Source organism: Spirillospora sp. CA-128828, from assembly GCF_050945415.1.
Taxonomy (GTDB): Bacteria; Actinomycetota; Actinomycetes; order Streptosporangiales; family Streptosporangiaceae; genus Spirillospora.
The window spans coordinates 8,463,763-8,483,353 of the sequence record NZ_CP191986.1; the positions used below are offsets into that span (position 1 = coordinate 8,463,763).

General features: G+C 70.7%; 13 protein-coding genes. 9 read left to right on the forward strand and 4 right to left on the reverse strand.

Going from position 1 to position 19,591, the window contains the following annotated elements:
* Window positions 1–33: 33 nt before the first annotated feature.
* From ACQPXG_RS40635 to ACQPXG_RS40660, 6 genes are all read left to right on the forward strand, one after another.
* On the forward strand, window positions 34–1,134 hold the full coding sequence (locus ACQPXG_RS40635) for an acyltransferase family protein (RefSeq protein ID WP_433464467.1): 1,101 nt from the start codon (window positions 34–36) through the stop codon (window positions 1,132–1,134).
* 19 nt (window positions 1,135–1,153) lie between these two features.
* A complete protein-coding gene (locus ACQPXG_RS40640; RefSeq protein ID WP_433464468.1) occupies window positions 1,154–2,323 on the forward strand; it encodes an acyltransferase family protein in 1,170 nt (389 codons plus the stop codon).
* Window positions 2,324–2,418: 95 nt separating this feature from the next.
* Entirely contained in the window at window positions 2,419–4,596 is a 2,178-nt protein-coding gene (locus ACQPXG_RS40645; protein WP_433470134.1) for a bifunctional glycosyltransferase/CDP-glycerol:glycerophosphate glycerophosphotransferase, read from the forward strand.
* Between the two features lie 127 nt (window positions 4,597–4,723).
* Entirely contained in the window at window positions 4,724–8,119 is a 3,396-nt protein-coding gene (locus tag ACQPXG_RS40650) for a CDP-glycerol:glycerophosphate glycerophosphotransferase (protein ID WP_433464469.1), read from the forward strand.
* Between the two features lie 87 nt (window positions 8,120–8,206).
* Window positions 8,207–8,974 (forward strand): hypothetical protein, encoded by a 768-nt coding sequence (locus ACQPXG_RS40655; protein WP_433464470.1) that lies wholly within the window; start codon window positions 8,207–8,209, stop codon window positions 8,972–8,974.
* On the forward strand, window positions 8,971–10,152 hold the full coding sequence (locus ACQPXG_RS40660) for a glycosyltransferase family 4 protein (RefSeq protein ID WP_433464471.1): 1,182 nt from the start codon (window positions 8,971–8,973) through the stop codon (window positions 10,150–10,152). Before ACQPXG_RS40655 ends, ACQPXG_RS40660 begins: the two co-directional genes overlap by 4 nt.
* Here the strand turns inward: ACQPXG_RS40660 and ACQPXG_RS40665 are convergent.
* A complete protein-coding gene (locus ACQPXG_RS40665; protein ID WP_433464472.1) occupies window positions 10,149–11,633 on the reverse strand; it encodes a hypothetical protein in 1,485 nt (494 codons plus the stop codon). The two genes, ACQPXG_RS40660 and ACQPXG_RS40665, sit on opposite strands and share 4 nt — an antisense overlap.
* Window positions 11,634–11,759: 126 nt before the next feature.
* Between ACQPXG_RS40665 and ACQPXG_RS40670 the strand changes: the two genes are divergently transcribed.
* Window positions 11,760–12,767: a CDP-alcohol phosphatidyltransferase family protein gene (locus ACQPXG_RS40670; RefSeq protein ID WP_433464473.1), complete on the forward strand. Its 1,008-nt coding sequence runs from the start codon at window positions 11,760–11,762 to the stop codon at window positions 12,765–12,767.
* A gap of 43 nt (window positions 12,768–12,810) precedes the next feature.
* Here ACQPXG_RS40670 and ACQPXG_RS40675 read toward each other — a convergent pair whose 3' ends face one another.
* From ACQPXG_RS40675 to wecB, 3 genes are read right to left on the reverse strand one after another with little or no spacing between them, the layout of a single operon-like run.
* Window positions 12,811–14,928 (reverse strand): glycosyltransferase family 1 protein, encoded by a 2,118-nt coding sequence (locus ACQPXG_RS40675; RefSeq protein WP_433470135.1) that lies wholly within the window; start codon window positions 14,926–14,928, stop codon window positions 12,811–12,813.
* Between the two features lie 53 nt (window positions 14,929–14,981).
* On the reverse strand, window positions 14,982–15,662 hold the full coding sequence (locus ACQPXG_RS40680) for a hypothetical protein (RefSeq protein WP_433464474.1): 681 nt from the start codon (window positions 15,660–15,662) through the stop codon (window positions 14,982–14,984).
* Window positions 15,655–16,755 (reverse strand): non-hydrolyzing UDP-N-acetylglucosamine 2-epimerase, encoded by a 1,101-nt coding sequence (gene wecB, locus ACQPXG_RS40685; protein ID WP_433464475.1) that lies wholly within the window; start codon window positions 16,753–16,755, stop codon window positions 15,655–15,657. The genes ACQPXG_RS40680 and wecB overlap by 8 nt, the downstream gene beginning before the upstream one ends.
* 24 nt (window positions 16,756–16,779) lie before the next feature.
* Here wecB and ACQPXG_RS40690 point away from each other — a divergent pair, with 24 nt between their 5' ends.
* Complete coding sequence (locus tag ACQPXG_RS40690) at window positions 16,780–18,237, forward strand: glycosyltransferase family 4 protein (RefSeq protein WP_433464476.1); 1,458 nt, start codon at window positions 16,780–16,782, stop codon at window positions 18,235–18,237.
* A gap of 19 nt (window positions 18,238–18,256) precedes the next feature.
* Window positions 18,257–19,519 (forward strand): nucleotide sugar dehydrogenase, encoded by a 1,263-nt coding sequence (locus tag ACQPXG_RS40695; RefSeq protein ID WP_433464477.1) that lies wholly within the window; start codon window positions 18,257–18,259, stop codon window positions 19,517–19,519.
* Window positions 19,520–19,591 lie beyond the last annotated feature (72 nt).

The window sequence follows — 19,591 nt, forward strand, 5'->3', positions numbered from 1 at the left end:
CGGACCGAACACCTACCGTCCACGGATCCGGCGGTGCCCCCCGAACCGGGGGCGCCGGACGCCGTGGGCACGACCGTCTCCGGCACCACCGCCACCGGCGGCGCGGAGCAGGGGAAGCGGCCGCCCAGGCAGCGCGATCCCTTCTTCGACAACGCGAAGTACTTCGCGATCCTGCTGGTGGTGGTGGGGCACTCCCTGGCCAATCTGCTGAACGTCCCCCTGGCCAAGGGCCTGTACATCTTCATCTACATGTTCCACATGCCGCTGTTCATCGTGATCACCGGCTACTTCTCCCGGAACTGGACGTTCTCCGGCGGCAAGGCGCGCAAGGTCATCACCAATGTCGGCGTCCCGTACGTGGTGTTCGAGGCCGCCTATTCGCTGTACGACTGGCTCGCCGGCCGCAACGAACTCGAGGTCAGCCTGCTGAACCCGTACTACCTGACGTGGTTCCTGGCAGCGCTGTTCATGTGGCGGCTGTCCACCCCCGTCTGGCAGCAGATCCGCTGGCCGCTCGCAGTGGCGCTGGTGTTCTCTCTGCTGTCGTACATGAGCAACCTCGGCGGGACGTTCGACATCCACCGGGTGATCGGGCTCCTCCCGTTCTACGTCCTCGGCCTCACGCTGAAGCCGGCGCACTTCGAGCTGCTGAAGAAGCCGATCGCGCGGCCGATCGGCGCCGTGGTGCTCGCCGCCGGCCTCGGTGCGTCCTACCTCGTCATGAACCACATGTCGCGGAACTGGATCTACTGGAAGCACGCGAACTTCCAGCTCGGCGTGGGCAACTTCGCCGGGACGGTGATGCGGCTCACCATGTTCGCCTGCGCGATCGTGCTCGTCGCCGCGTTCCTCAGCCTGATTCCGCGCCGCCGTCACTGGTACACCCAGCTCGGCGCCTACACCCTGTACGCCTACCTCCTCCACGGATTCGTCACCCGCCTGCTCAACTTCACCGGCTGGTGGGGCGCCGACTGGATGCACACCCCGCCCGGGGTGTTCATCGTGATCGGCGGCGCACTCGTCGTCGGAACGTTCCTGTGCTCCAAGCCCGTCGTCCGGACGATGAGCTGGGCGCTGGAGCCCAAGATGACCTGGGTGTTCACCCCCCTGCGACGCCCCGCCCGCTCCCGCTAGGGCACAACCTCCCGGAGAAATGACCGACATCCTCCCCACCCCGCCACCCGCCACTGGCAGTGCGCTTCCCGCCACGGGCAGTGCGCAGCCGACGGCCGGTGCGCCCGCGACCACCCTCCCGGCGCCCCGCGGGGAAAGCCCCACATCCACGTCCACCTCCTCGCCCAAACCCGGCCCGCGCGACGCGTACTTCGACAACGCCAAGTTCTTCACGGCCGTCCTGGTCGTTCTCGGCCACTTCTGGTCCGTGTACGGCGACAGCCATGCCGTACACGCCGCCTATGTGGTTCTGTACGCCTTCCATATGCCGGTCTTCGTCTTCATCTCCGGCTTCTTCTCCCGTGGATTCATGCGCTCGACGGACAAGTTCCGGAGCGTTTTCCCCACGCTTATCGTCCCGTATGTCATTTTCATTCTGCTCTACCGGGCGCAATTGATCTTCATCAATGACGTCGACTTCCGGTTGAGCGAGATACTCCGGCCACATTTCCTGATGTGGTTCCTGGTGGCGCTCGTCCTCTGGCGGCTGAGCGCCCCGATCTGGGGGCACCTCCGCCATCCGGTGGCGATCGCGGTGGCGCTCAGCCTCGTCGGCGGCAGCTGGGCCTTCACCGCCGACTCCACGCTCAGCCGGACCGCCGGGCTGCTGCCGCTCTTCGTCCTCGGGCTGACGATCGACCCGAAGCACGTGCAGCGGCTGCGCGCCTCGTGGACGCGCTGGGCCGGGCTCGCCCTGCTGGCCGCCGCCCTGCCCGCCGCCTACGTCTGGGAGCTCGGCACCGTCGTTCCCAAGATCAACAGCGGGTTCCTGTACTGGAACGAGGGCTACTCCGACATGGGGTACGGGACCGCGGAGGGGATGGCCTGGCGCCTCGTGGCACTGGGATTCGCCCTGCTCCTCGGCTCGGCCTTCCTGGCGTGCATCCCGCGGAAGCGGGCCTGGTACACCGAGATGGGCACCCGGACGATGTACGTGTACCTGCTGCACGGGCTCATCATGAAGACGTTCGACTACACGGGCATGCTCGACGAGCCCGTCCTGCACGGGCCGCTCGGCATCATCGGGGTCACCCTGGCCGCGGCCGCGCTCGGCGTCGCGCTCGCCACCGCGCCCGTGCGGCGCCTCACCCGCTGGGCGGTCGAGCCCAGCGCCCGATGGCTTCTCAGGCCCGCGCACGGTAGGACATAAGGTTCAACACCGAACCGCGGGTATAGTCCAGATTCACCGAGTAGTTGATTGGTCTACGCGTGAGCCCTGATCACGACATCTCCTTGAGCATCATCGTGCCCGTGCACAAAGTGCAGGGGTACATCCGGCAATGCCTGGATTCGATCCTCGATCCCGATCTCCCGAACCTTGAGGTCATCGCGGTCGACGACCACTCGCCGGACGGCTGCGGTGAGATTCTCGACGAGTTCGCCGAGCGCGACTCACGCGTCAAGGTGCGGCACATGGCCGAGAACGTCGGGCTCGGGCACGCCCGCAACGTCGGCCTCGACATGGCGACCGGCGACTACGTCTGGTTCTTCGACAGCGACGACTACGCGACCGAGGGAGCCGTCCGGGCGATCTGCGACCGGCTCGCCGAGACCCGCCCCGACGTGCTGGTCTTCGACTACGCCCGGTCCTACTGGAACGGCAAGGTCAAGCGCAGCATCATCAACGACCTGTTCCGCGAGCCGCCCGCGCCGGACGTGTTCACGCTCGCCGAGCGGCAGAGCGTCCTTGAGATGATGATGACGGCGTGGAACAAGGCGATCCGCCGGGAGTTCCTGCTCGACCTCGGGCTGCGGTTCAGCGGCGGCTACTACGAGGACGTCAACGTCACGTATCCGATCCTGATGGCGGCCGAGCGGCTCAGCCTGCTGGACCGGGTCTGCTACATCTACCGGCAGCGGCGCCGCGGCGCGATCACCAAGACCACCGGTGCCAAGCACTTCGACGCGTTCGCGCAGTACGACCGCATCTTCGAGTTCATGGACCGGATGGGGCCGGCGGCCGACCAGTTCCGCCCGCTGATGTTCAACCGGACGATCTGGCACCTGCTCGTCATCATCGAGCGCGGCGACCGCGTCCACGCGTCGGAGAACGCCCGGTTCTTCGGCGAGATGTCGAAGACGTACAACCGGTACGAGCCGGCCGGCCACGTCCCCCCGGACGACAAGCCGTTCCTGGCCGACAAGCACCGGATGATCAAGGCGAACGACTACCGGGGCTTCGAGCGGGTCCGCGCCGCGGAGGCCAAGGACAAGGCGCGGCGCAGGGCCTCCAAGGCCGTCCGCATCCGCAGGCGCGGCGTGCGGCTCGGCAAGGAACTCGCCAAAGAGCGCTACTACCAGATGCAGCGGCGGCTCGCGATCGACGAGAACCTCGCCCTGTTCGGCGCCTACTGGTACCGCGGGTACGCCTGCAACCCGGCGGCCATCTACGAGAAGGTCCGGGAGCTCGCCCCGCACATCCACCCGATGTGGATCGTCAAGCCCGGGGCGCGCAAGACGATGCCGGAGGGCGTGGACTACGTCGTCGCCGGGTCCGCCGACTACTACCGGGCGCTGGCCCGCGCGAAGTACTTCGTCAACAACGTCAACTTCCCCGACAACTACGTGAAGCGGCCGGGGCAGGTGCACATGATGACGCAGCACGGCACGCCGCTGAAGAAGATGGGCCTCGACCAGATGGAGTACCCGGTCGGCGCCAACGACATGGACTTCAAGGCCCTCATCACCCGGTCGGACCGCTGGGACTACCTCGTCTCGTCCAACCCGCTGTCGACGGAGGCGTGGGAGCGCGGGTTCCCGTGCGACTACGAGATGCTGGAGATCGGCTACCCGCGCAACGACCGGCTCGTGACGGCCACCGACGAGGACCGCGTCCGGCTGCGCGCCGAGCTCGGCGTCCCCGGGAACGCGAACGCGATCCTGTACGCGCCGACGCACCGCGACTACCAGCGCCGCTACAGCCCGATGTTCGACATCGGGCGGATCATGGACCGGCTCGGCGAGGGGCACGTGCTGCTGCTGCGGGCGCACTACTACTACAAGATCAAGAACATGGCGGCGGACATGGGCTGGCCGGAGGGCCGGGTCATCGACGTGTCCAAGCACCCGTCCGTCGAGGACCTCATGATCGCCTCGGACGCGCTGCTCACCGACTACTCGTCGGTCATGTTCGACTACGCCAACCTCGACCGGCCGATCGTGGTCTACGCCAACGACTGGGAGACCTACCGGCTCACCCGCGGCGTCAACTTCGACCTGACCGCCACCCCGCCCGGCGTCGTCGCCGAGACGGAGGCCGAACTGGTCGACGCGTTCGTGTCGAGGGCGGCGTGGAGCGACGCGGCCGCCAAGAACCTGGCGAACTTCCGGGCGCGGTTCTGCCCGTGGGACGACGGTCAGGCGGCCGAGCGGGCCGTCCGCCGGATGTTCCTCGGGGAGAAGGTCGCGAATCCGCCGCAGTAGCCTACGGCGAGTGCCGTGTCGCAGTAACATCCGGCGCACATCCGTCACGCTCCCAGGCGGTCGCCCGTAGCGTGAACCGCCTTGCCGGCCTCGCCGGGCCGGCCAAGTGATCGAAGGAGTGGGTCGCTTGTCCGTCAGCAGGATCAGCGTCGTCGTGCTCGCACACGGAGCCGGGGAGTCGCTGGACGACACCCTCGCGTCGCTCGCGGCCCAGTCGCACCGGGACCTGGACGTTCTGCTGATGGACGACGGCGCGGGCGCGACCGCCGAGACCGTCCTGCCCGACGACCGGTTCCGGGCCGTCCGGCGGGGCGCCCTCAGCCGGGGCGCGGCCCGGAACCTGGGCGTCGCGGAGAGCGACGGCGAGTACGTGCTGTTCCTCGACGGCGGCGACGAGCTGCCGGTGGACGCCGCCGCCGAACTGGTCGCGGCACTGGAGTCGTCGGGGTCGGACATCGCGCTCGGCCGCGCGGCCGTCCGCAGGTGGACGGGCCAGGTGTCGGCATGGCGGCCGGTCAAGGAGTCCCTCGACCCGGTCACCGGCACGGACTTGCGGCGCACTCCGGACCTCGTCTGCGAACGCGGGATCTCCGGGAAGCTGGTCCGGCGGTCCTTCTGGACGGCGAACGGGCTGGAGTTCCCCGACGTCGGCCGGTACGACGACCTGCCCACCACGATCCGGGCGATGCACCTCGCGGCGGGCGTCGACGTGCTGCCCGGCGTCGTCCTGCACCGGCGGAGCACGCCGTTCCCGCCGACCACGGAGGCGCAGGAGATCGCGGACGGGTTCGGCGCCGTCGTGCTCGCCACCACCTGGCTCGGCGAGCACGGCCACGCCCGGTCGCGGCGGCGGCTCCAGCTCCTCGCCGCCGACGGCGAGCTGCTGGCCTTCCTGGACGCGCTTCCGGACGTGCCGGCCGAGGAACGCGACCAGGTCGTCGCGCAGGCCGCCGCGTACGCGGCCGGGATCCCGGCGAAGGTGCTCGCGGACGCGCCCGCGCTGACCCGGCTGAAGTGGCATCTCACCACCACCGGGCACACCACCGAGCTGGTGAAGGTCGTCCGGTACGAGCGCGGGAAGTCCTCGCCGTCGATCGTCCGCGACCCGCTGCGCCGGTACGTCGTCTACCCGTACTGGAAGGACGCCAAGCTCGACATCCCCCGCGAGATCTACCGGGCCCGCGGCGAGGTCCGGCTGCGGGGCCGCGTCCACGCGGTGAGCTGGGAGGGCGACACCCTCATCGTCACCGGTGAGGCGTACATCAACTCGGTCAGCATGCGGCGCCGCTGGACGTCGGTGAAGACGATGACGCTGCGGTCCGGCGACCGGAAGATCGTCGCGCGGGCCCGGCAGACGCCGAAGCCCGGCAAGAAGTCCGGCTGGTCCGGGTTCGAGTTCAGCTTCGACGTGGGCCGGCTCCGCGACCACGGGGCGTGGACGGAAGGCGTCTGGACCGTCGACGCGTCCGTGCTGAACGCGGGCGTGTTCCGGCGCGGGCCGCTGCGCGGCGGCGGCTCCGGCACCGGGGCCCACCCGCCGTACCACTACGTCGCCGACGACGTGCGCGTCGTCCCGCGGATCGAGGACGGCCATCTCGTCATCCGGGTCGAGAAGGTCCAGACGATGGCCCGTGCGCTGCGCTGGGAGGACAACGCGCTGGTCATCGAGGGGACCGGGGAGGCGCCCGGCGAGCTGACGCTGACGCTCGGCGACGACGTCGTCCGCGTCCCGGTCACCGCCGCGGGCGCCGGGTTCACCGCCCGCGTCGATCCGGAGGCCCTCGAAGGGTCCCCGATGCCGCCGGAGCAGATCGACGACACCCGCGACTGGACGGTCTCCGTCGCGGACCGGCCGCTGGTGCTCGCCGAAGGCGTCGACGACGTCGAGCGGGCGTTCGGCCCGCTGGAGGTGACCGCGGGCCGCGGCCCGAGCGGCTACCTGCGCGTCCGGCGCACCACGGCCCGGCTCACCGTCGACGACTGCACCTGGCGGCCGGACGGGACGCTCGCCCTGACCGCGACGCACACCGCCCACGACGGCGGGCAGATCGTGCTGCGCGGCCGCGGCCGCCGCAAGGAGCACGCGTTCGACCTCGTCGCCGACCCCGCGTCCGGCGTGCTGCGCGCGGAGGTCCCGGTCGCGGCCGTGCCGGGCGTCGCGGGCGTCCTGCCGCTTCGCCCGGGCCGCTGGGACGTGCTGTTCCGCGCCCCCGGCGGGCGGGCGCTGACGATCCGGCTGTCGCAGCACGCGCAGCGGGACCTGCCCGAACCGCTGGAGGTGGCGCGGCGCGGCTACGTGCTGGAGGCGCACGACGGGCGGCTCGCCGTGGCGGTGACCGGCGACGTCACCCCCGAGGAGAAGAGCGCCGGCGCGAGGCAGCGGGAGGAGGCCCGCCGCCGCGTCGACCGCGAGGGCCTGCGCGACGCCGTCCTGTTCTCGTGCTTCAGCGGCCGGCAGTACTCCGACAGCCCCAAGGCCATCCACCAGGAGCTGCTGCGCCGCGACATGGACCTCGAACAGCTGTGGGTCGTGAACGACGCGCAGGTGGAGCTGCCGAGCACGCTGCGGGCCGTGCGGCTGAATGGCAAGGAGTGGAACGAGGCGCTCGCCACCTCCCGGTACATCGTGACGAACCACCGGCTGGGCGACGCGTTCCGCCGGCACCCGGACCAGGTCGTCCTGCAGACCTGGCACGGCACCCCGCTGAAGAAGATCGGCGGCGACATCAAGGAGGTGCACTTCGCGTACGCGCCCGGCATGAAGAAGGCGCTGCAGTCGAAGTCCGCCGGGCCGTCGGTCCCGGAGTGGAGCCACCTGCTGTCGCCGAACCCGTTCAGCACGGAGATCTTCCGCCGCGCGTTCGCGTTCAAGGGCGAGATGCTGGAGGTCGGCTACCCGCGCAACGACCTGCTGCACAGCCCCGAGGCGGAGACGGTCGCCAAGCAGGTGCGGGCCCGGCTCGGCATCCCCGAGGGCAAGCGGGTCGTGCTGTACGCGCCGACGTGGCGCGACGACCAGTACTACAGCCGCGGCCGCTACAAGTTCGACATGCGGATCGACCTGGAGCGGGCCCGCGCCGCGCTCGGCGACGACCACGTCCTGCTCGTCCGGCTGCACACGAACGTCGTGGACGGCATCACCGAGGACGAGCACGGCTTCGTCCGGGACGTGTCCCTGTACCCGGACATCACCGAGCTGTACCTGGTCTCCGACATGATGATCAGCGACTACTCGTCGGTGATGTTCGACTACGCCAACACCGGCCGGCCCATGCTGTTCTTCACCTACGACCTGGCCGACTACCGGGACCGGCTGCGCGGCTTCTACTTCGACTTCGAGGCCGAGTCGCCGGGGCCGCTGGTGGAGACGTCCGACGACCTGATCGAGGCGATCCGGGACGTGGAGTCCGCCACCGCCGGGCACAAGGAGCGCTACACGGCCTTCGTCGACCGCTTCTGCCCCCTCGATGACGGGCACGCGGCGGCCCGCGCCGTCGACCGCGTCTTCGGCACGGCCGGTTGAGGCCAGTGGGGCCGATTCGCCCCACAGGCGTCGCGGGGCCGTTGGTAGGCTGCGCGCGCTGAGCCGGCGACGGAAGGCGAACGGGCCGTGAACCCGGTGGCTGATCATTGCAGGGTCGACGCGGATGACAACCTGCTCATCCGCTGGCCCGTCCCCTTACCGGACGGTGAGCGGATCGTCCTGCGGCACGGCTCGTCCGGCGCGGTCAGGACGGAAGCCCTCACCGGCGACCGCCGGTCGGTCACCCTGCCGGTGGGCGGGCTGGCGACGGGCGCGTGGGACGTGCTCCTCGACATGGACCGTCCGCTGCTGACCGACGACCCCGGGTTCTCCCTCGACGGGCTGCGCGCCTACGCCGGCCGGCCGCGCGACCTGGCCGTCCGCGTGGTCCGCCGGCCGGACGGGCAGGCCACGCTGAACGTCCGGAAGGTCGCCCCGCACGCCGAGGTCGAGGCGGTGCACCCGCGCGACGGCGAGATCACGATCACCGGACTGCTCGCGTACGCCGGGCCGCCTCCCGGCGAGGGCGCCCGGCTGGTCGCGGCGGCGCGCCAGAGCGAGGGCACCGTGACGCGGGACGCCCGGCTCGACGGAACCGAGTTCCACGCCGGTCTCGACGTTTCCGCGCTCGCCGCGTGGGAACCCGCGCTCTGGGATCTCTGGCTCGACGCCGGGGACGTCCACGCCCGCCTCGCCACCTTCCTCGACGACGCGCCGGGCAAGCGCGGGACGCTGTCCTACCCGCGGCAGGTCACCGCCTCCGGCGACCGGGAGATGACCGTGCGCCCCTACTACACGCTCAAGGACGAACTGTCGATCGCCTGCCACCTCCTCGCGGAGGACGACGGCACGTGAAGATCACCTTCCTGCTGCTGGAGGCGTTCTCGATCGACGGCACCGTGCGCAGCACCCTCACGCTCGCGGACGAGCTGTCCCGCCGCCACGACGTCGAGATCGTCACCGTGCGGCGGACGGCCGACCGGCCGGTGTTCCCGCTCTCGGACCGGGTCCGATTAGAGTCCCTGGTCGACGTCCGGCCGGGCGCCAAGGTCCCGTGGCCGAACACCGCGCGCGCCGAGCGGCTCATGGCCGAGCCGACCGGGCTCGTCCATCCCGAGGAGCGCAGCTTCAACAAGTACTCCGCCTGGACCGACGAGAGGCTCACCCGTTTTCTGCGGCGCCCCCGCACGGACGTGCTCATCACCACCCGGGCAGGCCTGAACCTGATGGCGGCGCGGCTGGCGCCCCGCAAGGTCGTCGTGGTGGGTCAGGAGCACCTCCAGCTCGGCACCAACGACTCCGGGATCCTCGCCGAGATCGAGGAGGCGTATCCGCGGCTGGACGCGCTCACGTGCCTGACGGCCGCCGACGCCGAGGACTACCGGCGCCTGCTCCCGGACGGGTCGTGTCCGGTGTACACGATCGGCAACGGGCTGCCGACGCGGGTGTATCCGCGCTCCCGGCAGGAGAACAAGGTCGTCGTCGCGGGCGGCCGGGTCGTCTGGATCAAGGGCTACGACCTGCTGATCAGCGCGTTCGCGAAGGTCGTGGAGAAGCATCCGGAGTGGAGCCTGCGGATCCACGGGGAGGGCCCGCGGCGCACCGAGCTGCGGCGCAAGGCCACCCGGCTCGGGCTCTACAACAACGTGCTGATGCTGGAGCCGACCGACGACATGGAGGGCGAGCTCGCCAAGGCGTCCATCCTCGCCATGTCGTCGCGCGCCGAGTCGTTCGGCATGACGATCATCGAGGCGTTCGCGTGCGGGCTGCCGGTGGTCGCCTTCGACTGCCCGCGCGGGCCCCGCGAGATCGTCACCGACGGGGTGGACGGGCTGCTCGTCCCGCCCGGGGACGCCGGCGCGCTCGCCGAGACGCTGATCCGGCTGATCGACGACGAGGAGCTCCGGCGTGCGATGTCGGCGAACGCCGTCGCGTCCGCGGAGCGCTTCGACATCTCCGCGGTCGCCGCGAAGTGGGAGACGATGCTGGACGGACTGCGCACCGCCCCCCGCCGCGACAGCGGGCGGCGTTAGACGCCGGCCGTCTCCCGGGCCGCCGGCCGGTCGTCGTCGCGCGGCGCGGGCGACGGCCGCGGCGGGCGGGGCGGGGGCAGCAGCGCCAGCCCGAGCGCCACGCACGCGAACGGCACGGCGGGCAGGACGTACCGGTAGTCGAAGTCGGCGGTCGCGGCGGGGATCACCAGCAGCGCGAGGCTCGTCCCCCACGGCAGGAGGGCGCCGGTCGCGAAGTGCCGGACGGGTCTCTGCGGCCGCCACCGCCCCCGGTTCCGCACGTGCAGCGCGGCCCCGGCGAGGCCGCCGAGCAGCAGAACGCCGAGGATCGTGCCCGGCATGACGACATGGTCCTGGTAGGCGAGGACCTGCCCGGCCCACGGGCGGACGACCTTGGTCTCGCCGTCGTCGCCGTACTGCTCGGCGAGGAGCGCCTGGTCGTCGCTCCACGCCTCCCCCTGGGGGAAGTCGTACTGCAGCCAGGTCCACGGTGTCGGGTAAGGGCTGCGGTGCCAGGTGAAGGACTTGAGCGTGTCCCGGACGATGATCTGCGCGTAGGCGGCGGGCTGCGCCTTGATCGCGGCCCACACGAACTCGCCCGCGAGCCGGTTGCCCTCCTCGCCGTAGACCCAGCCCGGAATGTCGCGGAACGGGGAGTCGGGCGTCCACATCACGGAGAACGTCCGGGAGATCCGTGGGTCGCTCTGCCGTGGGCACATGATCGCCAGCTCCGGCCGGGGCTTGATGATCTCGCAGTCGGCGAATGCGGCGGTGCGCCCGTAAAGAAAGACCTGGTCGGCCTTGGCGAACTTGTACTGCCCGTATTCGGCGTGGAACCAGAACAGATAGCCCACGACGGGGAGCGCGAACGCCACCGTGGTCGCCGCGCAGGCCTTCCATCCCGCTTTCCTGATCAGCATCGCGGCGAGGATCAGGCCGATCAACGGCAGTCCCGCCGTCCGGGTGAGCGACGCGAAGGCGGCGAACGTCCCGGCCAGGGCGCCGAGCCACCATGTCGTCCGGCGCCGCCACAGCACCGCCGCCACCGCCGCGAGGAGCAGGAACTCGAACAGCGAGTCCGACATGAGCATGTGCTCGAGGGCGACCTGGTGCACGGGGATCAGCACCGGGACGGTCAGCAGCGCCGCGGCCAGGCCGGGCAGCCACTCGCGCCACCGTCCCCCTTCCCCGGGGGGCCACGCCGCCCGTCCGGCACGCCACACGAGGACGTACACCAGCACACCTGTGAGGACGCCGATGGCATGCTGGACCGACACCATCGCGGTGAAGCTGTGCAAGGGTTTGATCAGCCACAGCAGCAGCGAGTATCCGCTGGGCCGCGTCTCGCCGGGCCGCAGCTCGATGGCGTCCTTCAGGTAGCTGGGCGAGTCGCCGAACCACAATGGCGCCGGGTAGCCCAGGATCGCGACGATCCTGATCCAGAGGGCCACGGCGAGAACCCCACCGAAAGGCAGATGAGTCAGGACGGATCGGGCACGCACTCGGTCCAGGGTACCCACAGTATTGATCGACATGTGAGCGGGCGATCACAGATCGGCGACATTGGCCAGGACCGGAACCGGACAGCCGATACCATCTACACCGCCCCGCGAAATGAAAGGAACCCCATGGCGAACTTCACGCTCGACGACGTTCGGCAACGGACGTACAAGGCGCGTGACGCCTGGTGGACCGTCCTGCTGGTCGACCCTCTCGCGGCACGGCTGGTCAGGTTCACGGCCAACCGGACGCGCGTGACGCCGAACCAGCTCACCGTCGGGGCACTGATCCTCGGCCTCGGCGCGGGCGCCTGCTTCGCCGTCGCGTCCTGGCCGTGGCTGCTGGCCGGCGCGCTCCTGTACCACCTGTCGTTCACGCTCGACTGCATGGACGGCAAGATCGCCCGGCTGAAGGGCACCGGCTCGGTCTTCGGCGCCTGGCTGGACTACATCTTCGACCGCGTCCGCGTCCTCGCCTGCGCGATCGCCCTGATGGCCGGCCAGTACGCGGCCACCGGCAACGTCGCCTACGTCTGGACGGCCCTCGGCGTCGTCTTCCTCGACATGCTCCGCTACATGGACGCGCTGGAGATCTACAAGGTCCGCTCCCAGATGCGGACGACGCTGAACGCGGCCCGCGAGGAGGCCCGGTCCCTCGAACTCGCCGCCCGCCGCGCCAACGGCGAACTCGCCGACGCCGACGAGGACCTCCGCTCCGCCGAGGCACTGACCGAGGACCCCGAGGCCGACCTGGAGAACCGGGTCGTCGCCGACGACCCGGCCACCGCGGCCCTCCAGGCGGGCTTCAACCAGCGCTTCCCCTGGTACGCCCGCATCCGCAACGTCCTGATGGCGGGCCGCATCCGCCCCCACCTGATCAGCGGCATCGAGTTCCAGATGGGCGTCTTCATCGTCGCCCCCATCGTCGCCGCCGCCGTCCCCGGCGCCATCATCCCCGTCGTGATCGTCAGCGGCGCCGGCCTGCTGGCCTTCGAGCTCTTCATCATCTACAAGTTCTGGCTCTCCAGCCGCGACTACAGCCGCAGCCTCGCCAAGCTCAACGCCAAGATCGAGAGCCACCGGGCCGAACTTCCGGCCGAGTACACCGAGGTGGCCGTGGGGACCAGCTCCGGCTGACCCCGGCGGCCGGGGCCGCCGGGGCGGGCCCACGTGGATCGGTCTACTGGGTGAGGAGGTCCGTCCACTGGTGGCAGACCTCGTCCAGGCCGTAGGCGGTCTTCACCTGGGTGCGGGCGACGGCGGTGTCCTCCTTCCAGCGGTCGAGCGCGACCGTTCTGGCGATGGAGGCGGCCATGGCGGAGGGGTCCTCGTGGATCCAGCGGCGGTCGTAGATGGTGTCGGCGCCGGGCCATGGCAGCAGGGCCGGGATCGCGCCGGACGCCATGCCCTCGGCGGGGGCCAGGTGGAAGCTCTCGTCGTCGCTGGTGGACAGGACGAAGCCGATGCGGCGTAGCCAGGACGCCACGTCGCGGCCGTAGGAGTCGAAGACGACACCGCCCGAGAGCAGGCGGGAGCGGCGGATGCGGCGGAACACCTGTTCGTAGTGGGCGCGCTCCTCGTCCTTCTGCCAGATCCACCAGTACTCCCAGGGGAGCTTGGACTTGACGAAGAGCGTGAAGCGCGGGTCGTCGCGGCGCAGCTCCTCGACCACGTCGAGGGCCAGGTCCAGGCGTTTGCGGGACGGGGCGATGCCGATCATCCCGAGATGGTGTTCGGCGCCCGGAAGCTTGGCCCGGTCCAGCTGGGCGTCGTCCACCCAGTTCGGGATCGTGACGACCTTCTCCGCGGGCCAGCCCGTGATCTCGCGGGTCAGCTCGGTGTAGTGCGGGCTGACGCAGACGACCCGGTCCACGGCCTCGATGTCCAGCTGCTTCGGCCAGCCCGCGTACAGCTCGAAACGGTGGAGGCGGACCACCAGGCGCTGGTCCGGGCGCTTGCGCTGGGCGAACCAGAGGGCGTTCGGGCCGCACCATTCGCAGATGACGACGTCCGCCCAGTCGACGAGGTCTTGGCTGCGTTTCTCGTCGTGGGCCTTCAGCGCGGCCCAATGGTCCACCCGGACCTCCATGTCGGGGCGGGAGCGCAGGTAGTCGAGCAGGCGGGTGAAGAACTTCAGATCGTGGCCTGCGACGCCCACCCGGAGGCGGCGTTCCTTGACGGACAGGACCTTCGCGGAGGGTTCCGGGAAGGTCTGGGAGAGGTACCCGCGGAGGCGCTCGGCGGCGGCGTCCAGCGTGAATCCGGCGGCGGCCGCGCGGCAGCGGTCCACGGCGAGGGTGAAGACGTCCGGGTTCTTGCCTATGAGCGTCAGGCAGTCGAGGACGTCCTCCTCGGTGGCGGCGAACAGCGGGTAGTCGGCGCCGAGGAGCCGCTCGTGCATGGGTGTGCGGCTGAGGACGACCGGGACGCCGAGCGTCCCGCACTCCAGGACCTTCGTGGAGAGTTCGAGGCTCGTGTCCATGGACGGGTGGCGCCATGACAGGCCCACGTCGCCGGCGGCGGTGAGGCGCATCGCCTCGGCCCGCGGGTGGCCGCCGTGCCAGATGACGCCCTCGCCCGTCTCCAGCGCGGTCCGCATCCGGGTCGAGAACGAGGGGTCGGACGGGTCGTCGTGGATCTTGTCGCCGACCATGTGCAGTTCGGCGTCCACACCGCGCATGGCGAGCAGGCGCGGGAGCGACGTCATCTCGTAGGTGTTCCAGCGCGGCGCGAACTTGCCCGTGTAGACGAGGCGCATCGGGCCGTCCGGCGGGCCGGGCGGGCGCACCGACAGGCCGTCGGGGAGCACCACCACCGGCGGGAACAGGACGCTCTTCCCGGCCGTGGCCGGTACGGCGCTCTCCAGGAACCCGCGCAGTTCCTCGGTCTGGCAGAGCAGGACGCGGGAGGCGTCCGCGATCCGGCGCAGCTCGCCCTTGGCCGAGGCGGTGAACTCCGAAGCCGACTGCGGTACGTCGGTGAGGTACGTCCAGAGCCGTCCGGCCAGCGGACCCATGGCGAGCTTGCCCACGAGGCGGCGGCCCCGGACGACGACGAGGTCATGCGGGTTCTCGTCGTCGATCCGGGCGAGGATCGAGGCCGCGTGCCGCGGTGTCATGGGGGCGTCGAACAGGCCCTCCGCGTGCGGGCTGCGGACGGTGACGCCGGGCAGGGCGCGCAGCGGGTCGACGAGCCGGCCGGTCCGCACGGGAGCCTTGAGGACCAGGGTCACCTCGCAGCCGGCGCGGACCAGGGCCTGCACCATGCCCTGGGCCCAGATCGCCGATCCGTCGATCATGTTGAGGTCGACGTCGCCGTAGACGAGGGCGCGTGGTCGCACGGTGGTTCCTTTCAACGGGCCGGCGTCAGGAGCGCGGTGAGCCGAGCGGGCGCGGTGGCGGTCGCGTCCCAGCGCAGGGACGCCAGGGTGGCGGGCGGCGCCTCGCCCCACAGGACCAGCGGGAGCGAGCGGGCGGCGGCGATCTGCCGGATCTCGTGCAGCGCGAGATCACGGTCGTACATGCCGGGAACGCCCAGATAGGCCCATGGACCGCCGGGTTCGCCGGCGGCGGCGTCCACCACGACCATGTCCACGTCGGCGGAGTCGAGGACGATCGCGGCGTCGTGCGGGTACAGCGGGACGACCTTGGCGTGCCCGGCGAGCGAGGTCGCCGCGGCGGGGCCGAGCACGCCGGCGATGATCAGGCCGTCCCAGGGCCCGGCGACGAGCAGGCGGTTCTCCGGACGGTCGACGCGGTCCGGCTGGACGCCGCCGCCGGCGCCCGCCCCGGACGCCGACACCGGAGCGTTCCGCTTGCGCCAGAGCCGGTACAGCTCGCGGGGCAGCCGCTTGCCGCGCCTGGGGTTGCGCGCGGTGCCCGCGACCAGCCGCCCGAACTGGACGGCCGTGGACGTCTCCAGCGCGGCGAGCCGCTTCTCCAGCTCGTCGAGGCGCGCCTCGCGCTCGCGCAGTGTGGACTTCAGCCGCCCGAGCTGCTGGTACGCCTTGGCGTTCCTGGCCTCTTCACTCACCCACGTACTCCATGATCACTTCGGCGATGCGGGGGCCGGCGTGGCCGTCCCAGAGCGGCGGCGTGCGGTCGCCCGCCTGCGCGCCCGACTCCAGGACCTTGCGCACCCCCGGTACGAGTTCCTCGAACGTGACGAGCCGGTTCGTCCCGTGCGTGATGGTGATCGGCCGTTCGGTGTTCGGACGGACGGTCAGGCACGGCACGCCGAGGATGGTCGTCTCCTCCTGGAGGCCCCCCGAGTCCGTGACGACCGCCGCCGCGCCCCGGACGGCCGCGATGAAGTCGATGTACCCCAGCGGATCCAGAATGTGCACGGCGGAGTGGTCGTCCAGGCCGGCGGCCAGCAGGTTCGCCCGGCCGCGCGGGTGCACGGGGATGACCAGGTCGGCGAGGTCGGCGACACCGTGCAGGTGCCGGACGAGGGCCGCCGCCGTCTCCGGCGCGTCCACGTTCGCGGGGCGGTGCATGGTCGCCAGGACGTACCGCTCCGGCAGCCCGTGCGCCTCCCGGACGGCCGCGGTGTCGAACTTCCCGAGGTTCGCCAGCAGCGTGTCGATCATCGGGTTGCCGACCAGGTGCGCCCGTTCCACCGGGACGCCCTCGGCCGCCAGGTGCCCGATCCCCTCCGGGCTCGTGACCAGGCACAGCGCGGACAGCTGGTCGGTGAGCCGGCGGTTCACCTCCTCGGGCATGGTCATGTCGAAGCTGCGCAGCCCGGCCTCCACATGGGCGACCGGGATGTGCAGCTTGGCCGCGACGAGGGCGGCGGCGATCGTCGAGTTCACGTCGCCGTACACGATGACGAGCGCCGGTGAACGGCCCGTGAACTCCTTCTCCAGCCCGATCATGAGCGCGGCGGTCTGCTCGGCGTGCCCGCCCGAGCCGACGCCGAGGTTGACGTCGGGCTCCGGCAGGCCCAGCTCGTCGAAGAAGATCTCCGACATCCGCGCGTCGTAGTGCTGGCCGGTGTGGATCACCGCCTGTTCCGCGCCGGCGGCGCGCAGCGCGGAGATCACCGGCGCGGCCTTGACGAAGTTCGGCCGCGCCCCGAGGACGTGCACGATGGGTGCCAACACAATTTCCCTTCTGTTCATCGGGGTTGCCTAACGTCCGGCCCCGTGGCCGACAAACCCGTGAAGAAATCCGTCTACCTGGCCGGACTCGCCTGGCGACAGCTTCTGGACGATCCCGGACGGGCGTCCAGGCTGGCCGTGCGGCTGGCCGCGCGGACCCCGTTCGGGGCCCGGCTGAGGCGTTCCCCGCTCGTCGTCCCAAGGCCCAGGGACGTTCAGCGCGAAACACAGGATCTGCGCCGACTGCTGGCGCAGCCCACATCGCCTCCGCGCGCGGGCGGAGGCGTCCAGGGCACGACCGTTCTGCAACTCGTGACGAACGCTTTGCCGCGAACGAACGCGGGCTATACCGTCCGGACGCACCGGATCGCCCTCGCCCAGCGCGAGATGGGGTTCGACACGCACATCGTCACGCGCCTTGGGTACCCGCTCAGCCAGGGCATAGGCGACGCGCGGACCCATGTGGACGTCGACGGCGTCCCGTACCACCGGCTGCTGCCCTGGCTTCCCCAGGCCGATCCGCTGCAGGCGATCGCGAAAAGCGCCGACCTGGCCGGACGGCTGGTCGAGGAGCTGAGGCCCTCCGTCCTGCACGCGGTCAGCAACCACCTCAACGCGGCCGTGGCGGTGGAACTGGGACGGCGCCACGGCTTGCCCGTCGTCTACGAGGTGCGCGGCTTCCTGGAGGACTCCTGGCTCTCCCGCGACCCCGCGCACAGCGAGACCGACGACTTCTACCGGCTGACCCGGGAGCTGGAGACCCGCCGCATGGCCGAGGCGGACGCCGTCGTCACGCTCGGCGAGGCGATGCGAGCGGAGATCGCGTCCCGGGGCATCCCGGAGGAGAAGATCTTCACGGTGCCGAACGGGGTGGACGAGGCGTTCCTGGAGCCGCTCCCGGACGCCTCCGGGCTGCGCGAACGGCTGGGGATCGAGGCCGCGGCCACCGTCGTCGGGCTCACGTCGTCCTTCTACGGCTACGAGGGCATCGACACGCTCATCGACGCCGCCGCCCTGCTCCGTGACCGCGGGGCGCCCGTCACGCTGCTCCTGGTCGGTGACGGCCCGGACCGCGGCGCGCTCGAACGGCGCGCGGCCGGGCACGGCGTTCATGCCGTGTTCACCGGCCGGGTGCCGATGGAGTCCGTTCGCCGCTATCACGCTCTCCTCGATGTGTTCGCGGTACCGCGAACGGCGGACCGGGTCTGCCAGTTGGTGACGCCCCTGAAACCGATCGAGGCGATGGCGGGGGGAATCCCCGTTATAGCCAGTGATGTCAAGGCTCTTCGCGAAATCGTGGAACCGGGCGTGACCGGCGCGTTAACAGTTCCGGAAGAGCCGGAAGCATGGGCGAATTGTCTGGAAGACCTGGCTTACAGTCCCGAAAGAAGACAAAAAATCGGGCGATCGGCCCGCGAATGGGTCGCGGCGGAACGCACCTGGCGCGCCGTGACGGCCGGATACCGGGCCGCCTATCGCCGCTCAATGCAGCAGAGCACATAGATCGAAGGGAGCCGGCCGCGTGGATCTTGTGGTCATCGGACTCGGCTACGTGGGACTTCCGCTCGTGCGCGAGGCGAGCCAGGCCGGCCTGCGGGTCGGCGGGCTCGACCGGGACGCGCGCGTGGTCGCCGGCCTCAAGGCCGGGCTGTCGCACATCGACGACGTGTCACCGGCCGAAGTCGAGCGGATGCTGGAGGCCGGATTCACTCCGAGCCTGCACGAGGACGTCCTGGACGGCGCCCGCACCGTGGTCATCTGCGTGCCGACGCCACTGTCGCCGGAAGGCGGCCCGGACCTGACCGCGGTGCGCGGCGCGGCCGAGACGGTCGCCCGGCACCTGGAGCCCGGCACACTGGTGGTGCTGGAGTCGACGACCTATCCGGGCACGACCGAGGAGGTCGTCCGGCCGATCCTGGAGACGTCCGGCCTGGTGGCCGGGGAGGAGTTCCACCTGGCGTTCTCGCCGGAGCGGATCGACCCCGGCAACCCGGTGTACGGCGTCCGCAACACCCCGAAGATCGTCGGCGGGCTGAGCCCGGCGTGCGCGTCGGCGGCGGCGGCGTTCTACGGCAAGTTCGTCGAACGGGTCGTGGAGGCCAAGGGGACGCGCGAGGCCGAGATGGCCAAGCTGCTGGAGAACACCTACCGACATGTCAACATCGCGCTGGTCAACGAGATGGCGGTGTTCTGCAACGAGCTGGGCATCGACCTGTGGGACGCCATCGACTGCGCGGCGACCAAGCCGTTCGGGTTCCAGGCGTTCCGGCCGGGGCCGGGCGTCGGCGGGCACTGCATCCCGATCGACCCGAACTACCTGTCGTACAAGGTCCGCTCGCTGGGCTACCCGTTCCGGTTCGTGGAGCTGGCCCAGGAGATCAACGACCGTATGCCCCGGTATGTGGCGGAACGGGCGCAGCAGTTGCTCAACCGGGAGGGACGCGCACTGAAGGGCGCCAAGGTCCTGCTCCTCGGCGTCACCTACAAGGCCGACATCGCCGACCAGCGCGAATCGCCGGCCCGTCCGGTGGCCCGGCGGCTGGCCCGCCTCGGCGCCGACCTGTCGTTCCACGATCCGTTCGTCACGTCGTGGGACGTCGACGGCACGCCGGTCACGCCCGCCGGCGCCGATCTGGCCGCCGCGCTGGAGGCGTCCGACCTGGCGATCGTGCTGGCCGGACACGCCGCCTACGACGCGGCGACGCTGACCCGGCACGCGCGGCTGCTCTTCGACACCCGCGGCCGCACCCGGAACGCGCAATTGGACACCGTCGAGCTTCTCTAGCAGACCGCCACGAGTCGCCCGGCAGCGTCCATGCCATGGCCAACGGGAATTCATCGGCAATTTCCATCGGCG

What these genes read in the sequence shown, in the direction of transcription:
- ACQPXG_RS40640 (WP_433464468.1), top strand. Translation starts at nt 1,154, where the DNA reads ATGACCGACATCCTCCCCACCCCGCCACCCGCCACTGGCAGTGCGCTT.
- wecB (WP_433464475.1), bottom strand. Translation starts at nt 16,755, where the DNA reads ATGAACAGAAGGGAAATTGTGTTGGCACCCATCGTGCACGTCCTCGGG.
- ACQPXG_RS40670 (WP_433464473.1), top strand. Translation starts at nt 11,760, where the DNA reads ATGGCGAACTTCACGCTCGACGACGTTCGGCAACGGACGTACAAGGCG.
- ACQPXG_RS40675 (WP_433470135.1), bottom strand. Translation starts at nt 14,928, where the DNA reads ATGATCGACGGATCGGCGATCTGGGCCCAGGGCATGGTGCAGGCCCTG.